The 20515-nt window shown below is 35.5% G+C and carries 21 protein-coding genes and 1 riboswitch; of the genes, 10 read left to right on the top strand and 11 right to left on the bottom strand.

The genetic code is table 11. The features are described 5' to 3' along the window. Window positions 1-50: 50 nt before the first annotated feature. Both PGC35_RS15030 and PGC35_RS15025 read left to right on the top strand, forming a co-directional pair. A complete protein-coding gene (locus PGC35_RS15030; RefSeq protein WP_375219755.1) occupies window positions 51-1961 on the top strand; it encodes a heavy metal translocating P-type ATPase in 1911 nt (636 codons plus the stop codon). Window positions 1962-2170: 209 nt separating this feature from the next. After that, window positions 2171-2356 (top strand): hypothetical protein, encoded by a 186-nt coding sequence (locus PGC35_RS15025; protein ID WP_375219754.1) that lies wholly within the window; start codon window positions 2171-2173, stop codon window positions 2354-2356. Between the two features lie 153 nt (window positions 2357-2509). Here PGC35_RS15025 and PGC35_RS15020 read toward each other — a convergent pair whose 3' ends face one another. The 3 genes from PGC35_RS15020 to PGC35_RS15010 all read right to left on the bottom strand — a co-directional run bounded on the left by PGC35_RS15020 (window position 2510) and on the right by PGC35_RS15010 (window position 4498). Beyond that, window positions 2510-2947, bottom strand: a complete 438-nt coding sequence (locus PGC35_RS15020) for a GlcG/HbpS family heme-binding protein (RefSeq protein WP_375219753.1) — start codon at window positions 2945-2947, stop codon at window positions 2510-2512. Window positions 2948-3113: 166 nt separating this feature from the next. After that, window positions 3114-4088: a YihY/virulence factor BrkB family protein gene (locus PGC35_RS15015; protein ID WP_375219752.1), complete on the bottom strand. Its 975-nt coding sequence runs from the start codon at window positions 4086-4088 to the stop codon at window positions 3114-3116. Between the two features lie 23 nt (window positions 4089-4111). Further along, complete coding sequence (locus PGC35_RS15010; protein WP_375219751.1) at window positions 4112-4498, bottom strand: YtxH domain-containing protein; 387 nt, start codon at window positions 4496-4498, stop codon at window positions 4112-4114. Between the two features lie 187 nt (window positions 4499-4685). Between PGC35_RS15010 and PGC35_RS15005 the strand changes: the two genes are divergently transcribed. Together PGC35_RS15005 and PGC35_RS15000 are read left to right on the top strand one after the other, a co-directional pair. Beyond that, window positions 4686-6053, top strand: coding sequence for an alanine/glycine:cation symporter family protein (locus tag PGC35_RS15005; RefSeq protein ID WP_375219750.1), 1368 nt, complete (start codon window positions 4686-4688; stop codon window positions 6051-6053). A 62-nt stretch (window positions 6054-6115) separates the two neighbouring features. Next, a complete protein-coding gene (locus PGC35_RS15000) occupies window positions 6116-6337 on the top strand; it encodes a DUF1128 domain-containing protein (protein ID WP_053592005.1) in 222 nt (73 codons plus the stop codon). 45 nt (window positions 6338-6382) lie between these two features. Here the strand turns inward: PGC35_RS15000 and PGC35_RS14995 are convergent, their stop codons facing one another. From PGC35_RS14995 to motA, 4 genes are all read right to left on the bottom strand, one after another. Next, complete coding sequence (locus PGC35_RS14995) at window positions 6383-7294, bottom strand: pseudouridine-5'-phosphate glycosidase (protein WP_375219749.1); 912 nt, start codon at window positions 7292-7294, stop codon at window positions 6383-6385. Next, window positions 7291-8391 (bottom strand): PfkB family carbohydrate kinase, encoded by a 1101-nt coding sequence (locus PGC35_RS14990; protein WP_056833245.1) that lies wholly within the window; start codon window positions 8389-8391, stop codon window positions 7291-7293. Before PGC35_RS14990 ends, PGC35_RS14995 begins: the two co-directional genes overlap by 4 nt. 603 nt (window positions 8392-8994) lie before the next feature. Then, window positions 8995-9762 (bottom strand): flagellar motor protein MotB, encoded by a 768-nt coding sequence (gene motB, locus PGC35_RS14985; protein ID WP_056833243.1) that lies wholly within the window; start codon window positions 9760-9762, stop codon window positions 8995-8997. After that, complete coding sequence (gene motA, locus PGC35_RS14980; protein WP_053592001.1) at window positions 9746-10549, bottom strand: flagellar motor stator protein MotA; 804 nt, start codon at window positions 10547-10549, stop codon at window positions 9746-9748. The genes motB and motA overlap by 17 nt, the downstream gene beginning before the upstream one ends. 191 nt (window positions 10550-10740) lie before the next feature. Between motA and PGC35_RS14975 the strand changes: the two genes are divergently transcribed. From PGC35_RS14975 to PGC35_RS14960, 4 genes are all read left to right on the top strand, one after another. Next, window positions 10741-11973: an aminopeptidase gene (locus PGC35_RS14975; protein WP_375219748.1), complete on the top strand. Its 1233-nt coding sequence runs from the start codon at window positions 10741-10743 to the stop codon at window positions 11971-11973. A gap of 91 nt (window positions 11974-12064) precedes the next feature. Then, window positions 12065-12199, top strand: a complete 135-nt coding sequence (locus tag PGC35_RS14970) for a hypothetical protein (RefSeq protein WP_256363939.1) — start codon at window positions 12065-12067, stop codon at window positions 12197-12199. Between the two features lie 267 nt (window positions 12200-12466). After that, the gene (gene mreBH / locus PGC35_RS14965) at window positions 12467-13474 is read left to right on the top strand and encodes a rod-share determining protein MreBH (protein WP_053591999.1); all 1008 of its coding nucleotides are present in this window, start codon (window positions 12467-12469) and stop codon (window positions 13472-13474) included. Between the two features lie 261 nt (window positions 13475-13735). Beyond that, window positions 13736-14305, top strand: a complete 570-nt coding sequence (locus PGC35_RS14960) for a beta-class carbonic anhydrase (RefSeq protein WP_056833239.1) — start codon at window positions 13736-13738, stop codon at window positions 14303-14305. Between the two features lie 100 nt (window positions 14306-14405). Here PGC35_RS14960 and PGC35_RS14955 read toward each other — a convergent pair whose 3' ends face one another. Together PGC35_RS14955 and PGC35_RS14950 are read right to left on the bottom strand one after the other, a co-directional pair. Then, the gene (locus PGC35_RS14955; RefSeq protein ID WP_375219747.1) at window positions 14406-14951 is read right to left on the bottom strand and encodes a GNAT family N-acetyltransferase; all 546 of its coding nucleotides are present in this window, start codon (window positions 14949-14951) and stop codon (window positions 14406-14408) included. Between the two features lie 6 nt (window positions 14952-14957). Continuing rightward, on the bottom strand, window positions 14958-16760 hold the full coding sequence (locus PGC35_RS14950; protein WP_375219746.1) for a M3 family oligoendopeptidase: 1803 nt from the start codon (window positions 16758-16760) through the stop codon (window positions 14958-14960). Window positions 16761-16912: 152 nt separating this feature from the next. On the opposite strand from PGC35_RS14950, the gene PGC35_RS14945 reads away from it, so the two are divergent. After that, entirely contained in the window at window positions 16913-17641 is a 729-nt protein-coding gene (locus PGC35_RS14945) for a TspO/MBR family protein (protein WP_053591995.1), read from the top strand. A 30-nt stretch (window positions 17642-17671) separates the two neighbouring features. On the opposite strand, the gene map is transcribed toward PGC35_RS14945, so the two are convergent. After that, window positions 17672-18421 carry a type I methionyl aminopeptidase gene (gene map / locus PGC35_RS14940; protein ID WP_053591994.1) on the bottom strand — a complete coding sequence of 250 codons (750 nt, stop codon included), beginning with the start codon at window positions 18419-18421 and terminating at the stop codon, window positions 17672-17674. A gap of 170 nt (window positions 18422-18591) precedes the next feature. Next, on the bottom strand, window positions 18592-19173 hold the full coding sequence (gene thiT, locus PGC35_RS14935) for an energy-coupled thiamine transporter ThiT (protein WP_375219745.1): 582 nt from the start codon (window positions 19171-19173) through the stop codon (window positions 18592-18594). Between the two features lie 62 nt (window positions 19174-19235). Further along, a riboswitch (TPP riboswitch) is annotated at window positions 19236-19327 on the bottom strand. A gap of 106 nt (window positions 19328-19433) precedes the next feature. Between thiT and PGC35_RS14930 the strand changes: the two genes are divergently transcribed. Beyond that, window positions 19434-20507, top strand: a complete 1074-nt coding sequence (locus tag PGC35_RS14930; RefSeq protein WP_375219744.1) for a M20 family metallopeptidase — start codon at window positions 19434-19436, stop codon at window positions 20505-20507. The last annotated feature ends 8 nt before the right edge of the window (window positions 20508-20515 follow it).

Below are 20515 nucleotides of genomic sequence, written 5' to 3'. Positions count from 1 at the left end.
CATTTTATAAGCTTATTAATAGTGAAATTCATTATCAAGGAGGTATTTACATGTCTACTATAAAGGAAACAAATGAGAACCCATCATTATTAAAATCTCTATTTCCCCATATGGAGCTAATTGCCGCTCTCTTCTCTGGAGTATTAATTCTCGGTGCTTGGTTGCTAAGTAATGCTGGCCAAGAGACAGCTTCTATCGTATTTTATTTGTTAGCATTTGTCATTGGAGGCTTCGCTAAAGCAAAAGAAGGAATAGAAGCAACCATTGAAGATAAAGAATTGAATGTGGAAATGCTGATGATTTTAGCAGCGATTGGTTCTGCTATTATTGGTTATTGGACGGAAGGTGCTATATTAATTTTTATCTTTGCTGTTAGTGGTGCACTTGAAACCTATACAATGAACAAAAGTAAAAAAGAAATTTCTTCCCTCATGAAATTACAACCGGAAGAAGCCTGGAAACTAAACAGTGATGGCTCTACAATCCGTGTCTCCGTAAACGAACTAGTAGTCGGAGATCAATTGGTTGTCAAACCTGGAGAAAGAATACCTGCAGACGGAATCATTGTAAATGGTTTTACTGCAGTAGATGAAGCTGCAATTAGCGGTGAGTCTATTCCTGTTTCCAAAAAAACAAATGATGAACTATATGCGGGTACCGTGAATATTAGTGGCGCTATTACTATGGAGATGACAAAAGCAAATGAGGATTCACTTTTCCAAAAGATTATCCAACTTGTTCAATCTGCCCAAGATGAAAAATCTCCCGCACAACAATTTATTGAGAAATTTGAAGGTACTTATGTAAAATTCGTATTGCTTGGCGTGGCAGTTATGATGTTTCTTCCACATTACTTACTTGGTTGGGACTGGACGACCACGTTGTATAGAGCGATGGTTTTATTGGTAGTAGCATCACCTTGTGCTCTTGTAGCTTCTATTATGCCTGCAACACTCGCAGCTATTTCAAATGGAGCCAAAAGTGGGATATTATTTAAAGGTGGAGTCCACTTAGAAAATGTCAGTGAAATGAATGCAATTGCTTTAGATAAAACAGGTACATTAACACAGGGCAAACCAGTTGTAACAGATTTTTTTGTTCGAGAAGATTTAGATCGAATAGCAACTCTAACATTGCTGGCAACTATTGAAACGCAGTCGAATCACCCACTTGCACAAGCAATAACTTCCTATGCCAAATCAGAAGGAATTGGTCAACTTCCCCTTATTCATATTGAGGATAAACCTGGATTTGGGTTAGAAGCAACTATTGATGGTCAAACAATCATTGTTGGAAAACCTGAATTTGTGAACAAAAAGGATGCATTTGCTTTCCAAAATGGTATAGCAGCTACATTAGCTGATGAAGGAAAGACTGTCATCTTCATGCGAGATCAACAAGGAATTGCAGCTGCAGCTGCTTTGAAAGATACAGTACGTGAAGAAGCAAAAGAAGCTATAAAGTTACTTCAGTCACTAGGAATAAAAACAGTAATGCTAACAGGAGACAATGAAACAACAGCGAAAGTGATTGCTAAAGAAGCAGGAATCGATCAATATATCGCTGAATGTCTACCTGAAACGAAAGTAGAACATATGAAAGCATTATTGAAAGAGTACAAATTCGTTGGAATGGTTGGGGATGGCATTAATGATGCTCCAGCACTAGCGACTGCAACAACTGGATTTGCTATGGGTGAAGGAACAGATGTAGCACTTGAAACTGCTGATGTAGTGTTAATGAAAAATGACTTATCGAAAATCGCATATGCAGTTAAAATGTCTCGAAAAATGCAAAGAATTGTTAAACAAAACATCGTCTTTTCTATTTCGGTTATAGGCGTTTTAATTATCTCAAACTTTCTACAAGCAGTTGATCTTCCACTTGGAGTTATCGGTCATGAAGGAAGCACTATTCTAGTAATCTTAAATGGTTTAAGAATGTTAAATAGAAACATTTAAAAAAACACTCCTAAATAATCGTAGAACTCAAAAAGGACTTTTATAGTCCTTTTTTGATTTGTTCTTGAACAAAAGCCTCCGTAGTCGAACAAGGGAGTTATTGTCTTCACTCAAAACGGTATTGTATTCGAATTACCCTCGTGAATCGCAATTGGTTCAACTTACCTTTCACTTGTACATATACTGTACTAAAGAGGAGGCGAAATAGAATGGATCGATTTATTCTTTTAATATTAGCTAGTATATTAGCTGGTTTTGCATTATTAAAGGTTCCCTTAGAAGGTACTTTCTTAGCAGGTTTAGAGCAAATAATTAACTTAATCGGTATTTTAGCAATTGTTATTTTCTCTCTTTTCCTAATTTTTAAAGGTTTAATGGCACTGCTGGGGAAATAAAAAAGTTGCACCACTAATTGCAAGGCCAAACATACAGCAAACAATGACAAAAATGTAAAGAGACTATGTAAACAGTGGGTATACCCCTTGTACATAGCCTCTTTACATTCCTATATAATTTGTTGGCATTTTTTATTACTAATTAAGACAAAATCATTGATCATTTGTGTTTGTACGAGTAAAAGTCATGCTTTCAAATAAACGAACTGCTGCATTAGCTACTTCAATGTCTTGTGCGCTTGTTGCTCCACTTACCCCTATACCCCCAACTATCCTTTTATTGTATATAAGCGGAATTCCTCCACCCAATATAACAATTCTCCCTTGGTTTGTTGTATTAATTCCAAAGGATGGCCCTCCAGGAAGTGCTGCACTAACGAGATTAGCTGTTGGTACTTGCAAAGCAACACTGGTCCAAGCTTTATTAACTGCTATATCGATTCCGGCGATTTTAGCATTATCCATTCGATGGAAGGCTATCAAATTTCCTCCTTCGTCAACAATTGCTATATCCTCTGTAATGCCCATCGCCATTGCTTGTTTTTCTGCAGCTTCTAATAGTGCTTTTGCAGTTCTAAGAGAGATAATCAATAATTGTGCCCCTTTTTACTTTTTCTTTATTTTATGAACAAATTGATTTTCCGTTACGAAAGTTAATATATTTTTATGTATAAAGAAGGTCTCCTAATTTGCACTATGCAGCAAATTAAATGATCATGACATTTACCAAATATTTGAGACAAAAAAAACAGAAGGGCTAATGCTGCCCCTCTGCTTCTTTTTGTTCCAGTGCAATTTTTCTTTCTTGCATCACTGCATTCACTTGCCCACCTACAAGGAGCATTATCCCGGAAATATATAGCCAAAGCATCATAACGATGATTCCCCCAATACTTCCATACGTAGAGGAATAATTTCCGAAGTTACTAACATAATAGGAGAATGCTAACGAAACAACGATCCATCCAAAAGTTGCAAAGGCTGCTCCTGGAAAAACGCTTCTTAAAAATAATTTTTTATTTGGTACAATCCAGTAAAGAGCAGCTAATATTAAAAACATAATAATCGGACTTATTGTCCATCTAATATTATTCCATAGCTTAATAAAACTCTCTTCAAAACCGAAATAAGAAAATAGAATAGTTCCGATTTGCTGACCAAAAACTGGTAGAACAAGTGCAATAACCAATAAAAATATTAAAAGTAATGTGAAGACAATCGATAAACCTCTCACAATAAAAAAAGGTCTCGTTTCCTCTAGATTATAAGATCTATTTAATGACTTAACAATTGCATTCATCCCATTGGATGCTGACCAAATAGTACCTATAATCCCGAAGGATAATAGTCCTCCATTTCGGTATTGCAAAACATCCGAAACTGTATCTTCAATTAGAATATAAACATCTTCTGGAGCATAGTTTTCTAGAAAGCGAAAAACTTGTGCCTCGTCCAAATTTAAATATGGCAATAAGGTAACTAGAAAGATAATCATTGGAAATAATGATAATAAGAAAAAATAAGCTAGCTGAGCAGCAAGACCAGTAATATCTGTTTCCTGAATATGTTTAATCAGATGCTTCACGTATCCAGACCATGTAGTTAAGTCTTGCTTCTCACTTTTTTTCTTTTCTTTCTTTTTAATATTTAAAAACCTTAGCCGATCATACCATTTAGTGGAGGACGAAGTGTTTGTTTCAGATACTTCTTTATTTAAATGATTATGTTCCACCTCATCCCCACCTTTCTTATGATTTATACCTTTTTTTCTTCATAAATACTTGTATATTCCGGTTCCGGGACAACAATTGATTTGTACTCGTCTTTTGACTGTGAAAATGCATCTTTCGTGTCAGTCAGTAAAGTTTTCACTTGAGGAGTCATTTCTTTTACCTCGTTTACTTTTTGAGATAAATACTTAGCATCCGAAGAAAATTGATCATAAAATGCCTTCCATTTTGTCACTTGGGATTCAATGTTAGTTTTTAATTCTTCACGGTTTTTACTGTAGTATACAATTTCATTTCTAATATATCTTGATTTGTTCATAACAGAATCTCGAGTCTTTCTATCCATCATTGTTATTGCACCACCAAGTAGTGCACCATACATAATTCCTTTAAATAATTTATTTTCACTCATATTCTTACCTCCATTTTTCGCTATATATGTATTCAATTATACCCTTGTCATAATGGAATAAAACAAATTAATTGAAAAATAGTCTTGACTATATCTCTGAATTTTAAGAACATTGGTAATAAGTAAAAAACAATATAGAAAGGGAGCAAGACTTGGAAAGTAAAATTATAATGGGGGTTAATAATCGATGGAGAAGTTAAATGAGTTTTTAGGAAGTGTATCATCTTTTTTATGGGGCATACCGCTCTTAATATTAATCGTAGGGACAGGCATTTATTTAACAATTCGAGTAGGATTTTTACAAGTTAGGCTTTTACCTGTAGCTTTGAAACTAGTATTCTCTAAAAAGCATGATAAGTCAGCGGAAGGAGATATTTCACAATTTCAAGCACTTACAACTGCGCTTGCTGCAACTGTAGGGACAGGGAATATTGTCGGAGTTGCTACAGCTGTAGTTCTCGGTGGACCTGGTGCAATTTTTTGGATGTGGTTCTCTGCATTTTTTGGTATGGTTACGAAATATAGTGAAGCCATATTAGCAGTAAGATATCGTGTAAAAGATGCAAACGGTCAAATGGCTGGTGGTCCGATGTATTACTTAGAACACGGACTAAAACAAAAATGGCTGGCAGTTTTATTTGCAATCTTTGGTGCGATTGCAGCATTTGGTATTGGAAATGGAACACAATCTAACTCCGTTGCAGGTATTGTAGATGCAACATTTGGTATAGATACATGGATTACTGGAATTATACTTACTGTATTTACTGCACTTGTTATCCTTGGTGGGATTAAATCTATTGGTAATGTTACTGCGGTATTCGTACCAGTTATGGCATTATTCTATTTATTAGCCGGTTTAATAGTTATGGTTACAAATATCACTGCTATACCAGAAGCATTCGCTACTATCTTTAGAATGGCATTCTCTGGTGAAGCTGCTGCTGGTGGAGCAATTGGTGCCGCTATTCGTTACGGTATTGCTCGTGGTGTATTCTCAAATGAGGCTGGTTTAGGTTCTGCTCCTATTGCTGCTGCTGCTGCAAAAACAGATTTACCAGGACGACAAGCACTAGTTTCTATGACTCAAGTATTTTTAGATACTTTCTTAATTTGTTCCATTACTGGAGTTACGATTGTATTGTCAGGACTTTACCAGGATCCAAATCTTGCAGCAAATGAATTGACTTCTGCTGCTTTCGGACATTTCTTAGGTGACTGGGGACCAATTGTTGTAGCAATCGGATTAGTTTTCTTTGCTTCCTCTACTATTTTTGGTTGGGCTTATTATGGAGAAAAATGTTTCCAGTACTTATTTAAAAGTCCTTCATCATTAATTGTTTACCGTATTGCATTCGTAATAATGGTATTTATTGGTTCAGTTGTTTCTCTAGATTTAATCTGGACTTTCTCTGATATAACCAATGCATTGATGGCAATTCCGAACTTAATAGGATTACTTGGTCTATCTGGGGTAGTTATATATGAAACAAAACGGATTCAAGATAAATTAAAAGAAGAAAAACTAGCGCAGAAATCTGCGAAATCTATTTAGTAATTGACAATCGTTGCGTAGCGTGAAATGATACTTAGTGTATGAAAGGTAGGTACAAAAAAATGAATTTATCTGAGCCTTCGGTTGAAAATGTTACGTATATGATTGAAACAATAAAAGAAAAGCTTCGCATGGTAAACGTTGATGCAATGAAATCAGAACATTTTAATGCTAGCCAATATGAAGATTTAGTTTACCTATACGAAATGGTTAGTAAAAGAGACTCTTTCTCTCCAAGTGAAATGCAAGCTATTGCTGCTGAATTAGGTAATTTAAGAAAATAAAATGAAAAAATCCTTCACCCATACTTGGGTGAAGGATTTTCTATTTTAAAGATTATTCAATTCAACTGCGATCTTCGCTCCAACTTTTGCATTGTTATAAACAAGTGCAATATTCGACTCTAAGCTTTTACCTTCTGTTAATTCTTTTACTTTTCCAAGTAAGAATGGTGTTACGTCTTTTCCTTGAATACCATTTTCTTCTGCTTCAGTTAAAGCTTTTTCAATGATATTAGTAATATACGCTTCGTCCAAAGAATCTTCTGCTGGGATTGGATTTGCAATGATTGCTCCTCCATTTAAACCTAATTCCCATTTCACTTTTAGCATTTCTGCTACTTCTTTAGGCTCATCTAAACGGAAGTTTGAATTGAATGCACTTGTTGCGGAATAAAACGCTGGAAACTTGTCCGTCTGGTAACCTACTACAGGAACACCTTTAGTCTCTAAATATTCAAGTGTTAGACCAATATCTAAAATAGATTTTGCCCCTGCACATACAACCGCAACATTCGTAGAAGCTAGTTCTTCCAAATCCGCTGAAATGTCCATTGTTGTTTCAGCACCTCTGTGCACTCCACCAATGCCACCAGTAACAAACATTTTAATACCCGCTAGCTCAGCACAGATCATTGTTGTAGCAACAGTTGTCGCTCCGATTTCTTTCGAAGCTACCACGTAAGGAAGATCTCTTCGTGATGTTTTTCGTGCATTGCTACTAGTACCTAAAGTTTCTAATTCCGCATCGGATAGTCCGATTTTGATTTTACCTTCCATTATTGCAATTGTGGCAGGAACTGCACCATTATCACGAATAATCTGTTCTACAGTTCTAGCCATTTCAACGTTTTGTGGGTAAGGCATACCATGTGAAATAATAGTTGATTCTAAAGCAACAATAGCTTTGCCTGCTGCCATTCCTTCTTCTACTTCTTTTGAAAATGTTAAAAATTCTCTCATGATAAATATTCCTCCAATTCATTATTTAAAATTACATTTGAAAGCTCTGTTCGAACTGTTTCAGGAGATTGTAATGTTTTACTTGCATTGACCATTCCTGCATTCAATGCTGACTCCATTGTTAATCCTTCCAACCAAGCATGAATCGTACCAGAAACAAAAGCATCTCCAGCGCCAGTGACATCAACAACTTCGCTCACTTCTATCGCGGGTACGATTATCCCATCGTTAGAACTACTAGCATACATAACTCCTTTGTTACCTTGAGTGATAACAACATGTTTAATACCCTTCTGCACAAAAATTTGAGCAGCTTGTTTCCATGTCTCTTGATCAGTTATCTCCATTTGTAAATAGGCTTCCGACTCATCCTTATTCAGAATAAGTAATTCTATTCCTTCTAATTCATCTGGCATTCTCTCCATTTTAGGAGATGAGACTGGAATAATAGCTAAAGGAATATTCTTGCCAATCGATAACGTTCGTAAATATTCAATGACTTCCTTTGGACAATTCATATCTACAATTATTAATTGAGCGTTTGTGAGATAAGCTTCTTGTCTTTTTATATATTCTACGGATAATTCATCATATATTTCCATATTGGCTAATGCTAATAGCATTTCACCTTCATTATCTAATATGGCTGAATACGTTCCCGTTGAATAGTTTGCAAGTTTCTCTACTGAAAATAGGTTCATCCAATGACTAGATGCTTTTTCAATAATTTGATATTCCATATCATTGCCGACTACAGATAATAATCGAACACTATGCCCAAGTCTACCTATGTTTTCAGCGATATTTCTTGCTACGCCTCCAACACTTTGCATGCTTATTGTCGGATTAGAAGTACCCATCTGTAATTTACTTTTCACTATATATTTTCGGTCTACATTAGCACCTCCAATACAAATAACCTCTTTGTTTTCAGGAATAATATATGCTCTCCCTGTGATTTTCCCATTTTTAATTAATTGAGAAATCGTATTTGCTACTGCAGGTCTAGACATCTGGAGATTATCAGCTATTTCTTGTTGAGATGCGTAAGGATTATTTTTAAGATATTGAAAAACTTGAAGTTCCTTCTGTTGCATGTTTCAACCCTCCTTCAAATACAAACTTTTGTTTTAATTATAAACTTTTGTTTGAAAAAGTCAAAACAAAAACTGACAACTTAATAAAAAAGTTGTCAGCTCTCATTGAATACATAAATAAGCTGGCTAATTAGTCTCATTTATTATATTAATTTACTGTTATTATTTCCTATTACCACAAGATTATTCATCTTAAGTATATAGAATATTCGACTATACTAAATAATATCTTCCGATAAACAATAAAATCGTTGAAACGGCTCCCTTTCCGAGGGCGTTGCCTTAGCCTCCTCGCTGCGCTGCGGGGTCTTCGGCTAACGCTATTCCCGCAGGAGTGTCGCCTTTTTCAACGATTTTCTATAAATACTAATTGAAAAAATAAAGTGATAAAAACTTGCTCTAATAATTCATGATCGCGTCTGCCTAAGCGGCTCGTCGCTCGCCCGTGGCGAGCGGTAAGCTTTGGAAAACCAATCTATCCTTTATAAAGATAAAATCGAGTTTATCTACAATCCCAAACTGACAACTTAATATAATAAAGTTGTCAGCTTTGATTAGACAGATTAATATTCCAAGATGTCACTTTAGGCTTTTCAACCGATATTATTTTGGTTCGTCGTTTAAAGTTCCATCTTCCAATACGCGTGGTTGAATTAAAACTTCTACACGTCTATTTTTTGCCCGACCTTCAGCAGTATCATTTTTTGCTACTGGTTTAAATTCACCATACCCCTTTGCACTAAAATATAGGGGATCAATTGTATTATTATTTACTAAAATCTTCAAAAAATTCACTGAACGCATAACACTTAGTTCCCAGTTAGAAGAAAATTCACTACTAGAAATTGGAACATTATCCGTATGTCCTGTTATGACAACATGTCGAGGGGGATCAAACACTAATAGATCGGATATATCTTCAGCAATTTGGCGATACTGTGGATTTACTTCCGCTTCACCTGTATCAAACAAAATACTATCTCGAATTGTTACTAATAGGCCTTCATCCGTTAATTGTGTAGCGAATTGCTTTTCTAATGCATTCACAGCAATATATTCATCTACACTGTCTTGAATCTCTGACAATGCTTGTTGGTCCTCAATGTAAGCCGAACTCTGCTCATTACCATTTGTTTTATTTGGTGTAACCGGTACGTCTAAAGGAGAAGGATTTTCCATTAATCCTACTCCGCCATCAAACACTTGACTAAAAACTTGGGACATCTGCTCCAGTTTTTCCTGATCCACTGTACTAGATGCAAATAAAACGATAAACAAAGCTAACAATAAAGTTAAGATATCCGCATAAGGAAGAAGCCATGATTCACTCATTTCCTCTTCTTCTTTATGTTTCTTATGCTTCTTTGCCAAGGCCAGCCTCCCCGCTTTCATTTAAAACTTTTTTTCGCTCCGACATAGAAAGATATGAAGCTAGCTTTTGTTCGATAACTCGTGGAGAATCACCTTCTAATACAGAAAGAATACCTTCTAACATCATTGTTTTTTGACGTATTTCTTGCTTAGATTTACGTTTTAATTTATTTGCAAATGGATGCCAAAGAACATATCCAGTAAAAATCCCTAGCAAGGTTGCTATAAAAGCGGCAGAAATGGCGTGCCCTAGTTTTTCTATATCGTTCAAATCACCCAAAGCAGCTATTAATCCAACTACGGCTCCTAGAACCCCTAAAGTAGGTGCATAAGTACCAGCCTGTGAGAAAATATGTGCTCCACCTGCATGTCTTTCTTCCAATGCATCTATCTCTTCCGTTAATACATCACGTATATAATCTGCATTCTGACCATCAATCGCAAGTGTCAAACCATTTTTTAAAAATGGATCTTCTACTTCCGTTGTCTTACTTTCTAATGCAAGCAATCCTTCTCTTCGAGCTAAATCAGCCCAGCTAGAGAACATTTTAATAACCTCATAATCAGGCAATAACTTAGTCTCTTTAAATATAACTCCAAAAAGCTTTGGAACGCGTTTTAACTCATTCATTGGGAAACCTATAACAATTGTAGCGATTGTTCCAAAAATGATAATTAAAATAGCTGCAGGATTAAAAAGAGCAACTAATGGAACCCCTTTTAAAACTATCCCAACTAATAAAGCAACAAATCCTAGTACAAGACCAATTACGGTAGACTTATCCATTCATTTACCCCCACATTCTATATCTGTCATTTATTTCGGCAAATTTATATATTTTTTAATATTAAACTTCCTTTTGAATAATATAATTTCATAAAATATGTACTATCTATGTCTTTTAGCCTGGAATATTTTATGTTCAGACGTCATAAAAACTGATATTATGAAATTAAATACAGAAAGGAAGTCGAAATATGTCATCTTTTAATGAAAACTTAAATAAGTACGCTGCTTTGGCTGTAGAAGTTGGAGTTAATATTCAACCAGGTCAAAATTTATTTATCGCTGCTTCAATTGATAGCGTAGAACTCGTTCGATTAATTACAAAAAAAGCATATGAAATTGGCGCTAACCAAGTTTTTGTAGATTTTTCAGACGATGAAATTACACGCTTACGTTATGATTTAGCTCCTAAAGATTCATTTGACATCTTCCCATCATGGAAAGCACAAGAAAAAGAATTATTAGCTGAACAAGGTGCTGCTTTCATGAGCATTATAAGTCAAAGTCCAGATCTTTTAAAAGGAGTGGACACAAATAAAATTGCGGCATTCCAAAAAGCGGCAGGTACTGCATTAAGCAAGTATCGTCAATACACACAATCTGATAAAGTAAGCTGGACAGTTATCGCTTCACCTTCTAAGGCTTGGGCAAGTAAGGTGTTCCCAGAGGTTGCCGAAGAAAAACAAGTTTCTGCTTTATGGGATGCAATTTTTAAAGCGGTACGTGCAGATTTAGAGAATCCAGTGGAAGCTTGGAAAGAGCATGACGAATTACTTCATACTAAAGTAGATTACTTAAATGATAAGAACTATAAAAAACTACACTATACAGCACCAGGGACAGATTTAACGATCGAGCTTCCAAAAGGTCATCTATGGTGTGGAGCTAGTAGTGTAAATGAAAAAGGAAACGATTTCATGGCAAATATGCCTACAGAAGAAGTTTTCACAGTTCCTTTAAAAACTGGAGTAGACGGGTACGTAGCTAGTACAAAACCTTTAAGTTACGGAGGAAATATCATTGATAATTTCACAGTAACATTTGAAAAAGGTCGTATTGTGAAAGTGGAAGCTGAACAAGGTCAAACTGTGTTAGAGAATCTTGTTGCGACAGACGAAGGCTCTCACTATTTAGGAGAAGTAGCGTTAGTCCCACATGATTCACCTATTTCTAATTCAAACTTATTATTCTATAACACGTTATTTGACGAAAATGCTTCTAACCACTTAGCAATCGGAAGTGCATATGCATTTTGCTTAGAGGGTGGTAAGAAAATGAGTCGAGAAGAACTTGCACAAAACGGACTGAATGAAAGTATTACTCATGTAGACTTCATGATTGGATCAGAAAAAATGAATATCGACGGAATCAAAGAAGATGGAACGATTGAACCAATCTTCCGCAATGGAAATTGGGCTTTTTAATCTACCTAACTAGATTTCTATAATATTCTACTTACTTTTTATACTATTATAAGTTATAATGATATTATCATGACTAGTGAGGTGTTTAATAATGGGCTTATTCACAGTTACAGTTCTTGGAGTTGCTGGTGGTATAGGAGTAGTAGGCTATGTAATTCTTAGCTACTTTGCAAAAGCAATGAACTCACATGATTCAATTACAGTTGATCCAAAACCTTCAAAATAATTCAAACAACCGCAATTATATTGCGGTTGTTTTTTTATGGGTGAATAGTTTAAAGTTGATACTATTTCTCTTTTTCTTTTCATTTTCAATACAACTTTGTGTCAAATCAATGACCAACAAGGTCTATCTATTTATTTTAAACAAAACTAACAGGATAAACGCACTATGATCTTTTGAAACAATTGTAAACTTCCAAAAAGTAACAAATGGCAATCCCTCCTTTATCCTTTATACTAAATAAGTATGATTGAATGGGAGGTTTAATATATGTTTTCAAATACTCATATTGGAATAGATTTAGGAACAGCAAATACATTAGTATATACAAAAAGCAAAGGCTTACTTTTAAATGAACCGACTGTTGTCGCAATAAACACTAAAACAAAAGAAATTATCGCATTTGGTGAGAAAGCAAAACAAATGATCGGTAAAACACCAGCTTCTATTGAAGTTATTCGACCTTTAAAAGATGGTGTCATAGCGGATTTTGATGTTACGACAGAATTATTAAAACTGATAATGCAAAAAGCTGGCAAGAAGCTAGGCACTGCTTTAAGAAAGCCGACTGTTATTGTTTGTACCCCCTCTGGTGCTACATCCGTTGAACGCAGAGCAATCCAAGATGCGGTTAGACAAAGTGGAGCAAAAGAGGTCCAACTGATGGAAGAGCCAGTAGCTGCAGCAATTGGTGCAGGACTTCCTGTAAATGAACCAGTTGCAAGCATGGTGGTTGATATTGGTGGTGGTACTACAGAGGTTGGAATTATCTCATTTGGTGGAGTTGTTGCTTCCAACACTGTAAAAGCTGCTGGAGATAAAATGGATGAAGCTATTATCAATTTTATTCGTAAAGAATATAATATTTTAATTGGAGAACCAACTGCTGAAGAAATTAAGAAAACAATCGGACATGCATTGGTGCCACATTCTGTAGAACAAATGGATGTAAGAGGAAGAGATGTTGTTACAGGCTTACCAAAAACAATACATCTTTCATCTACACAAATTCAAGGAGTTTTAGCAGAATCACTTGAAACTATTTTAGAAACTATTAGGGCTACATTAGAAATTTGTCCTCCTGAGTTGGCTGGTGATATAGTAGATCATGGCGTTGTATTAACAGGTGGAGGCGCTCTATTAAAAGATATGAAAGAGTGGCTTTCAACAGTTATTGAAGTACCTGTTCATATTGCCCCTGAACCTCTACAATCAGTAGCTATCGGTACAGGAAAATCATTTTTTATCTCTGAGAGAAAACAAAGAGTAGCAAAATAAAAAATTGGCGCTGTTAACATACAAGTTGTCATTGACGAAAATTCGCTCGCTTTCCACAGAAGTCCCGCTAATTTTCACGACAATAAAAATGACAATCATATTAATAGTGCCAAATAATAAAAAATGCCACTCAAGTTCTCTCTCCTGAGTGGTTTTTTTCATGAAAATTTATTAATAGTTATTACACTAAAAAACATAATAGAGGAAATCTCAGTTGCTTTCATATAAAATAATAATGTAGAAAATTGAAAGGGGAATTCCATGCCTAGTTTAAAAGAAATATTATCTTACAATGAATCCTTTGTACAAAATAAGTTGTATGAACCATTTTTAACAACAAAATTTCCAAATAAACGAATTGTAATATTAACATGTATGGACACAAGGCTCGTAGAAATGCTCCCTAAATCCATGAACTTTAAAAACGGGGATGTTAAAATTGTAAAAAGTGCTGGCGCTGTTATAAACCATCCGTTTGGTGGCATCATGCGCAGTCTAATCGTAGCAGTTTATGAACTTCAAGCGGACGAAATATACGTTATTGGTCACTATGATTGCGGTATGAGTGCTATTCAGACAGATAAAATCATCGGCAAAATGACTACAAGAGGTATAGATCCAAAAATATTTGATGTATTGAAGAATTCCGGGGTAGAAGTAGAAAAATGGTTAGAAGGTTTTTCTGATGTCAAAGACAGTGTTTTACATAGCGTCGATATGATTAGAAATCACCCACTAATGCTAGGTAGCGTACCTGTTCATGGACTCATTATTGATCCTAATACTGGTAGATTAGATTTAGTGAAAGATGGCAATCTCGACGTAAAATAGATTATTTCCCGGGAAATCGACAAAAACTGGTTATTCATCAATTGATGAATAACCAGTTTTTCGTTTTGGAAAGAATTTTTTTATAAATACTCTTACCCTTTCAGAAGTCCTCACTAATGCATGCATAAATATAATGATCTTCCCACTTACCATTAATATAGAGAAGACTTCGAAGTAATCCTTCTCGATGAAATGCATTGTTCTCCAAGACTTTAATTGACCCAAGATTTCTAGGTGATACATAAGCTTCTATACGATTCAAATGAGCATGTTCAAACCCAAACAATTTAACAAGGTGTACAGCTTCTGTTGCAATACCTTTACCCGTTAAATTTTCGTCTATTGAATAGCCTATTAGTCCACTAGAAAAAGGCATTCTTTTTAAGCTATACAATGAAATACTACCTATCATCCGATCGGTATCATGTTGAAAGACCCCAAAGCTGAATTCTCTTTTTTCATTCATTAATAATAGCGACTCTCGAATTTTCTCTCTTTGCACAGAGGTTGTATAATAATCATCTCGATGCAATGGTTCATATACAGCCCAATATTTTTTGTTTCTATAAACAAGATCTGCAAGATTGGGTGCGTCCTTTACATTTAATGTCCGTAAATAACATCTGTCACCTTCTAAATAGATCAAACATCGTCACCCTTTTGCATTAGTTAATTGAATGAACTCGTTTACATCTTGAATGCAAAGATTAATCCCTTTAATCCAAAATTCCTCTTCAGTAATATCTTCACCAAGATGCTTCATCGCTAAATCCTCTACTGACATTACGGCAGTATCTTGAAGAAGTGCAATATATTTTTCTTCAAAATTTGCACCTTCGTTAATTGCTTTCGCATATATACTTAATGAAAATAAATAACCAAATGTGTATGGGAAGTTATAAAAAGGTACCCCTGTAATATAGAAATGCAATTTAGAAGCCCAGAAATGAGGATGTGTTGTTTCGATTGCCTCACCGTATGCTTCTTTTTGAGCGATTTCCATCAACTCATTTAATCTTGCAGCTGAAACGATTCCATTTTTACGTTCCTCATAAAATCTTGTTTCAAATAAGAAGCGAGCATGAATATTCATAAAGAAAGCAACACTTCTTTGGATTTTATCCTCTAGTAAAGCAATCTTTTCATCGTTCGTTTTTGCTTCTTTTACCGCTGCGTCTGCTACAATCATTTCCGCAAACGTAGATGCCGTTTCCGCTACCCCCATTGCGTACTGACGATTCATCCAATGTACTGGTCTTAAAGCATATGAATGAAAAGCATGTCCCAATTCATGTGCAAGTGTAGAAACATTGGACATAGTTCCACTGTACGTCATGAAAATACGGGATTCTTCTGAAACCGGCATTCCTGTACAAAACCCTCCTGGGCGCTTGTTTGGGCGGTCTTCTGCTTCAATCCACCCTTTTTCAAAGGCATTTCTTGAAAAGGATTCTAATTTTGGGCCAAACTCTTTAAAATGCTTTAATATAAATTCTGCACCTTGTTGGTAATCCATTTTCTCGGTTGAAGCACTTACTGGTGCATCCAAATCATACCAATGCATACCTTCTTTTCCTAGCATTGTCGATTTTACATTTAAATATTCGACGAAAGGAGCTTTATTTTTGGAAATAGCACCCCACATCGCATCTAATGTCTCCTGCTTCATACGATTTATCTCAAGTGGTTCTTGCAGTACAGATTCCCAGCCTCTTTTTTCATAAATAGACAAACGGAAACCTGCTAAATGATTTAAAGTTTTAGCAAAAAATTCTTCTTTCTCTGTCCAAGCTGCTTCTAATACTTCAAATGCTTCTTTACGTGTAGTAGCATCTTCGTGAGAGCTTAAGTTATTAGCTTGACCTACTGAAAGTTCTTTTTCTACTCCATCCACTTTAACTTTTACTCTAATATCCCCTACCAACAAATCATATAGCTGCCCCCATGCATGGTAGCCATCTACACCAAGGGCTGTAATCATAGACTCTTCTTTTTCAGAAAGCATTCTCTTTGCTTCTTCTCTCCACTCATTTAGAACAAAAGAAAATTCGAGTAATTCATCAGTTTTTATTAATTCTGTCCATACCTCATCTGGTGTCCTGCTGATCGTTTGTTGTATGCCTAACAGCAAGGAAGAAAACTTTGCATAAATACTTCCTATCTCTCCTTCCAAAAGAGAAGCTTTTTTATCTGTAGTGTCTTGTGCTTGAAAACAACCAATAACTGCTCCAGCCTGAGATAAGTTAGTCGCAATGTCCTTTAATTCATCAATGATACTAACGATTTTACTTGCTTCCTGAACTGATGCCGGAGTGGTAAAACTTTCTAATCTTTCTCCAAAAACCTTTAATTTTTCTTTCACTTGATCTAAATGGTTTCGTAACTCTTTAGATTCACTTCCACCTTCAAAGAACACATCTAAATCCCATGTAATTGGATATACTACTTCTCTCATTATTTTTCCCCCTTAAAAATTCATACTAGTTCGAATTATATTATATCATGATTTTTATGTTCCGTTTATTCTGTATTTGCCATGAAACATTCACAAATCAATTTGTCGCAATAAAATTTCAAAGGTATACTATAATAATAGGAGGGATGCGTATGATTAAAATAATCATTTTGATTATAAGCTTGTTCTCTACCATCTTGGTAAATTTACTCGCAAATACTCTACCGATTAATCATCATACAACCGGAGAAATTTCAAATAGACTACCTTCATTATTTACTCCCGCAAGCTACGTATTTCTCATATGGATTCCCATATATTTATTACTAGCATATTGGATTTGGAATAATGTTAAAGAATTTAAAAATGGAGAGTCCATATCCACGATAAGAGTTATATTATTTGTTTGTAGCTCCATTTTAAATATTCTTTGGATTTTCTTGTGGCATTATGAGTTATTTTTATTATCGCTTATAGATATATTTGCTTTATTAGGAGTCTTGTTTTTATTTTATAAAACGTATTCTTCTGAAGAGCAATTATGGATAAAGCGGCTCCCTATTTCTATTTATTTAGGATGGATATTCGTCGCTACATTTGCAAATATCGACTACTATCTTACTTATGTAGAATTTGGTGGTTGGGGTATGACGAAATCACTCTGGGCTGTTATTTTCCTTACAATTGCTACAGCAATTGCATTACATTTTCGCTACCATTATAATGACCCGACAATCGTGTTAGTCTTTATTTGGGCGTTTTTGGGGATTGCCTGTCGACATATGTTAGATGAATTATTAATAACTGCCGCGTCCATTTTTTTAAGCTGTGTACTTATAGTAGGAATATTATTTATAAAAAAAATGCCTCAGAAATCATAATTTCCGAGGCATTTTACTATTTAATTTTTCTTAATCTAATTTTGTTAATAAAAGCGGGCCCTCTTTTGTTACGACAATCGTATGCTCAATTTGGGCAACTAACGATTTGTCTGGTGTCACGAATGTCCAACCATCTCCCGATTCTACTATATGTTCAGCTTTTTGAGAAATAAATGGCTCTACTGCTAGCACCATACCTTCTTTTAAAATTGTCGGATCCCAAGCATCATAATAATTGAGCACGTGCTGTGGAGCTTCATGAAGTGATTTACCAATTCCATGACCAGTAAGGTTCATAATGACGTGCAAACCATTTTCTTTTGCTTCTCTTTCAACCGCTTTTCCGATTTGATTTAATTTAGAACCGACTTTTACTTTTAACATCGCCCGGTTAAATGCGCTTTCTGCCACTGCACATAACTTTTCTTTCTCCTCATAACCTTCACCAACAACAAAGGAAATACCTGTGTCAGCAAAATAACCATCACATGAGCCTGATACGTCAATATTGACAACATCACCATCTTTAATGATACGGGAACCTGGAATACCGTGAGCAACCTCTTCATTAACACTTATACAAGTGTAGCCTGGGAAATCATACTCACCCATTGGACCTGAAATTGCTCCGTGCTCATTAAAGAGCTTACCACCAATTTCATCCAGTTCCTTTGTTGTAATACCTGGCTTCGTTGCAGCTCTCATTGCATCCCGAATTTCAGCAACAATACGACCTATTTTTTTTAAAGCTTCTAATTCTTCATTTGTTTGTACAATCATCTTTATAAGATCCCTTCTCATATCTAATGCGCCCCGGAGTATTTGCGTCTAAATATTATATCATGGCGAACGATTAAGTCCCTATCCAAAAATCTGCGACGTCCACCGAAGGCTTAACCTGTATTAGCATATTCTAAAACTGGTTAAACTGTACAACAATCATATCATATTTATGCTTTATTCGGCAGTATAAGGCGAGGAGCCTTTAGGAATAGTATCATACAAACGAATGCTGCTAGTAAAAATACTGGAATCATATAAGTAGAATTATAGATTAATGAATAAAGGATAACGTTTTGATCGCCAGCAAATTCACCAAAAAACAGAATACCAGAAGTCACATGTGCAAGATAGCGAAGAAATGCTGCAATAAAAGCTCCAATAATTACCGCAGTAGCCATTTTCTTTTTATCTTTGTTTTCATATGCCTTTAAAAAGGCAGGTCTAAGTAATCCTGCAAATCCTGCTACCATGAAAGCAATAAAATAATCAATTCCCACTTGTAGAATGACAACTTCCAATGATAATGGTGCTGCATAAAAACGGCCTGTTACTACTTGCAGCATTCCTATTAAAAATCCTGTTATAATGCCTGCGACTATCCCACGTCGAAAAGCTATTAAAATTACAGGAACAAGCACAAATGTGACTGTACCACCTTGTGGCATACCAAATCCTATAATATCCAAAATATATCCAAGAGCCGCAAAAATTGCGATTTCCACTAACAATAAAACGCGTTGATTTTTCATAGTAATCTCCTTTTTCGACCACAAAAAAACGACGTCGGGATAGACCCAGACATCGCGCGATTGTCAGTTTCCATCCACATCCCTACGCAAGCATGAACTTACAGGTTCGAAGGGTACTATCTCAGCCGCATAAGCGACGCCCCTTGTGGTGATAAATTATTTAGTTCGAGTTCATTGTAGCCCAATGAAATAAGTTATGCAACCCCCTGTTGTTCATTGTTATACTTATAAAAATATAATATGAAAATGGAGGTAAGTACATGATAGATTTATTGAAAGACTTAATTCGTATAAAAAGTGATGATGTGGATGGAGCAAATGAAGCACTTTTATTTTGTCAAAATTGGTTGGAAGAAAAGGGAATTGGTACAACTTTACATAAAAAAAATTCAAAGCTTATGCTTGTATCAGAAATCGGCGTTGGAAAGGAATGCATCATTTGGAATGGCCATGTTGATGTGGTTCCTGGCAACAAAGAGCAGTTTTATCCTTTTATAGAAGGTGACAAATTATATGGTCGTGGCTCTGCAGACATGAAAGCGGGAGTTGCTGCTATGATGCAAGCATTCTATGAACTTTCAAAAGCGTCAGATCAACTAACGAAGAGAGTCCAACTACATATTGTTACCGATGAGGAAACAAATGGAGAAACGTCCGAGTATTTAGTTGAACAAGGATATCATGGTGATTTCGTTATTTGCGGAGAACCAACTCACCTTCATATTGGCCTCCAAGCAAAAGGAATTGTCCAATTGGATATTAAAATGAAAGGCAAATCCAGTCATGGCAGTCGTCCTTGGGAAGGTATAAATGCAATAGAAGAAGCAATTGCTTTAGATAAAGAAATTCGACAACTCTCTTTTTTAACTGCTAGTAATAAATTTTATGATTATCCTTCTTTAAACTTGGCTAAAATACATGCAGGTGAAAGATACAATATCGTTCCAGATGAGTGTATCATAAGCTACGATATTCGCTATGTGCCTGGACAAGACCCAACAGAGATAATTCAAGAAATAACAGATGTTGCGCACAAACATTTCCCTGGAAATGAAGTGCTCATTTATGCCTCTGAGCCAGCGGTCACAACTAACGACAATAATCCCTATATTATTCAGCTACAATCCGAAACTACTATAAAAACAGGACGAGATACTAACTTATTTGGACAACACGGATCAGCGGATACCCGTTTCTATGCAAAAAATGGAGCAGGAGCTGTAGAGTTTGGTCCGTCAGGAGCGGATTGGCATGGAGAAAAAGAGTATGTCTCTATTTCATCCGTAGAAACATATAAAGATATTTTAGTCTCCTTTGCCAAAAGTATAAACTAATTATGTAA

Origin of the sequence: Psychrobacillus sp. PGGUH221 (genome assembly GCF_042055255.1) — a bacterium.
In the GTDB taxonomy this organism is placed as follows: Bacteria; Bacillota; Bacilli; order Bacillales_A; family Planococcaceae; genus Psychrobacillus.
This window is presented reverse-complemented; position numbering and strand designations above follow the sequence as displayed.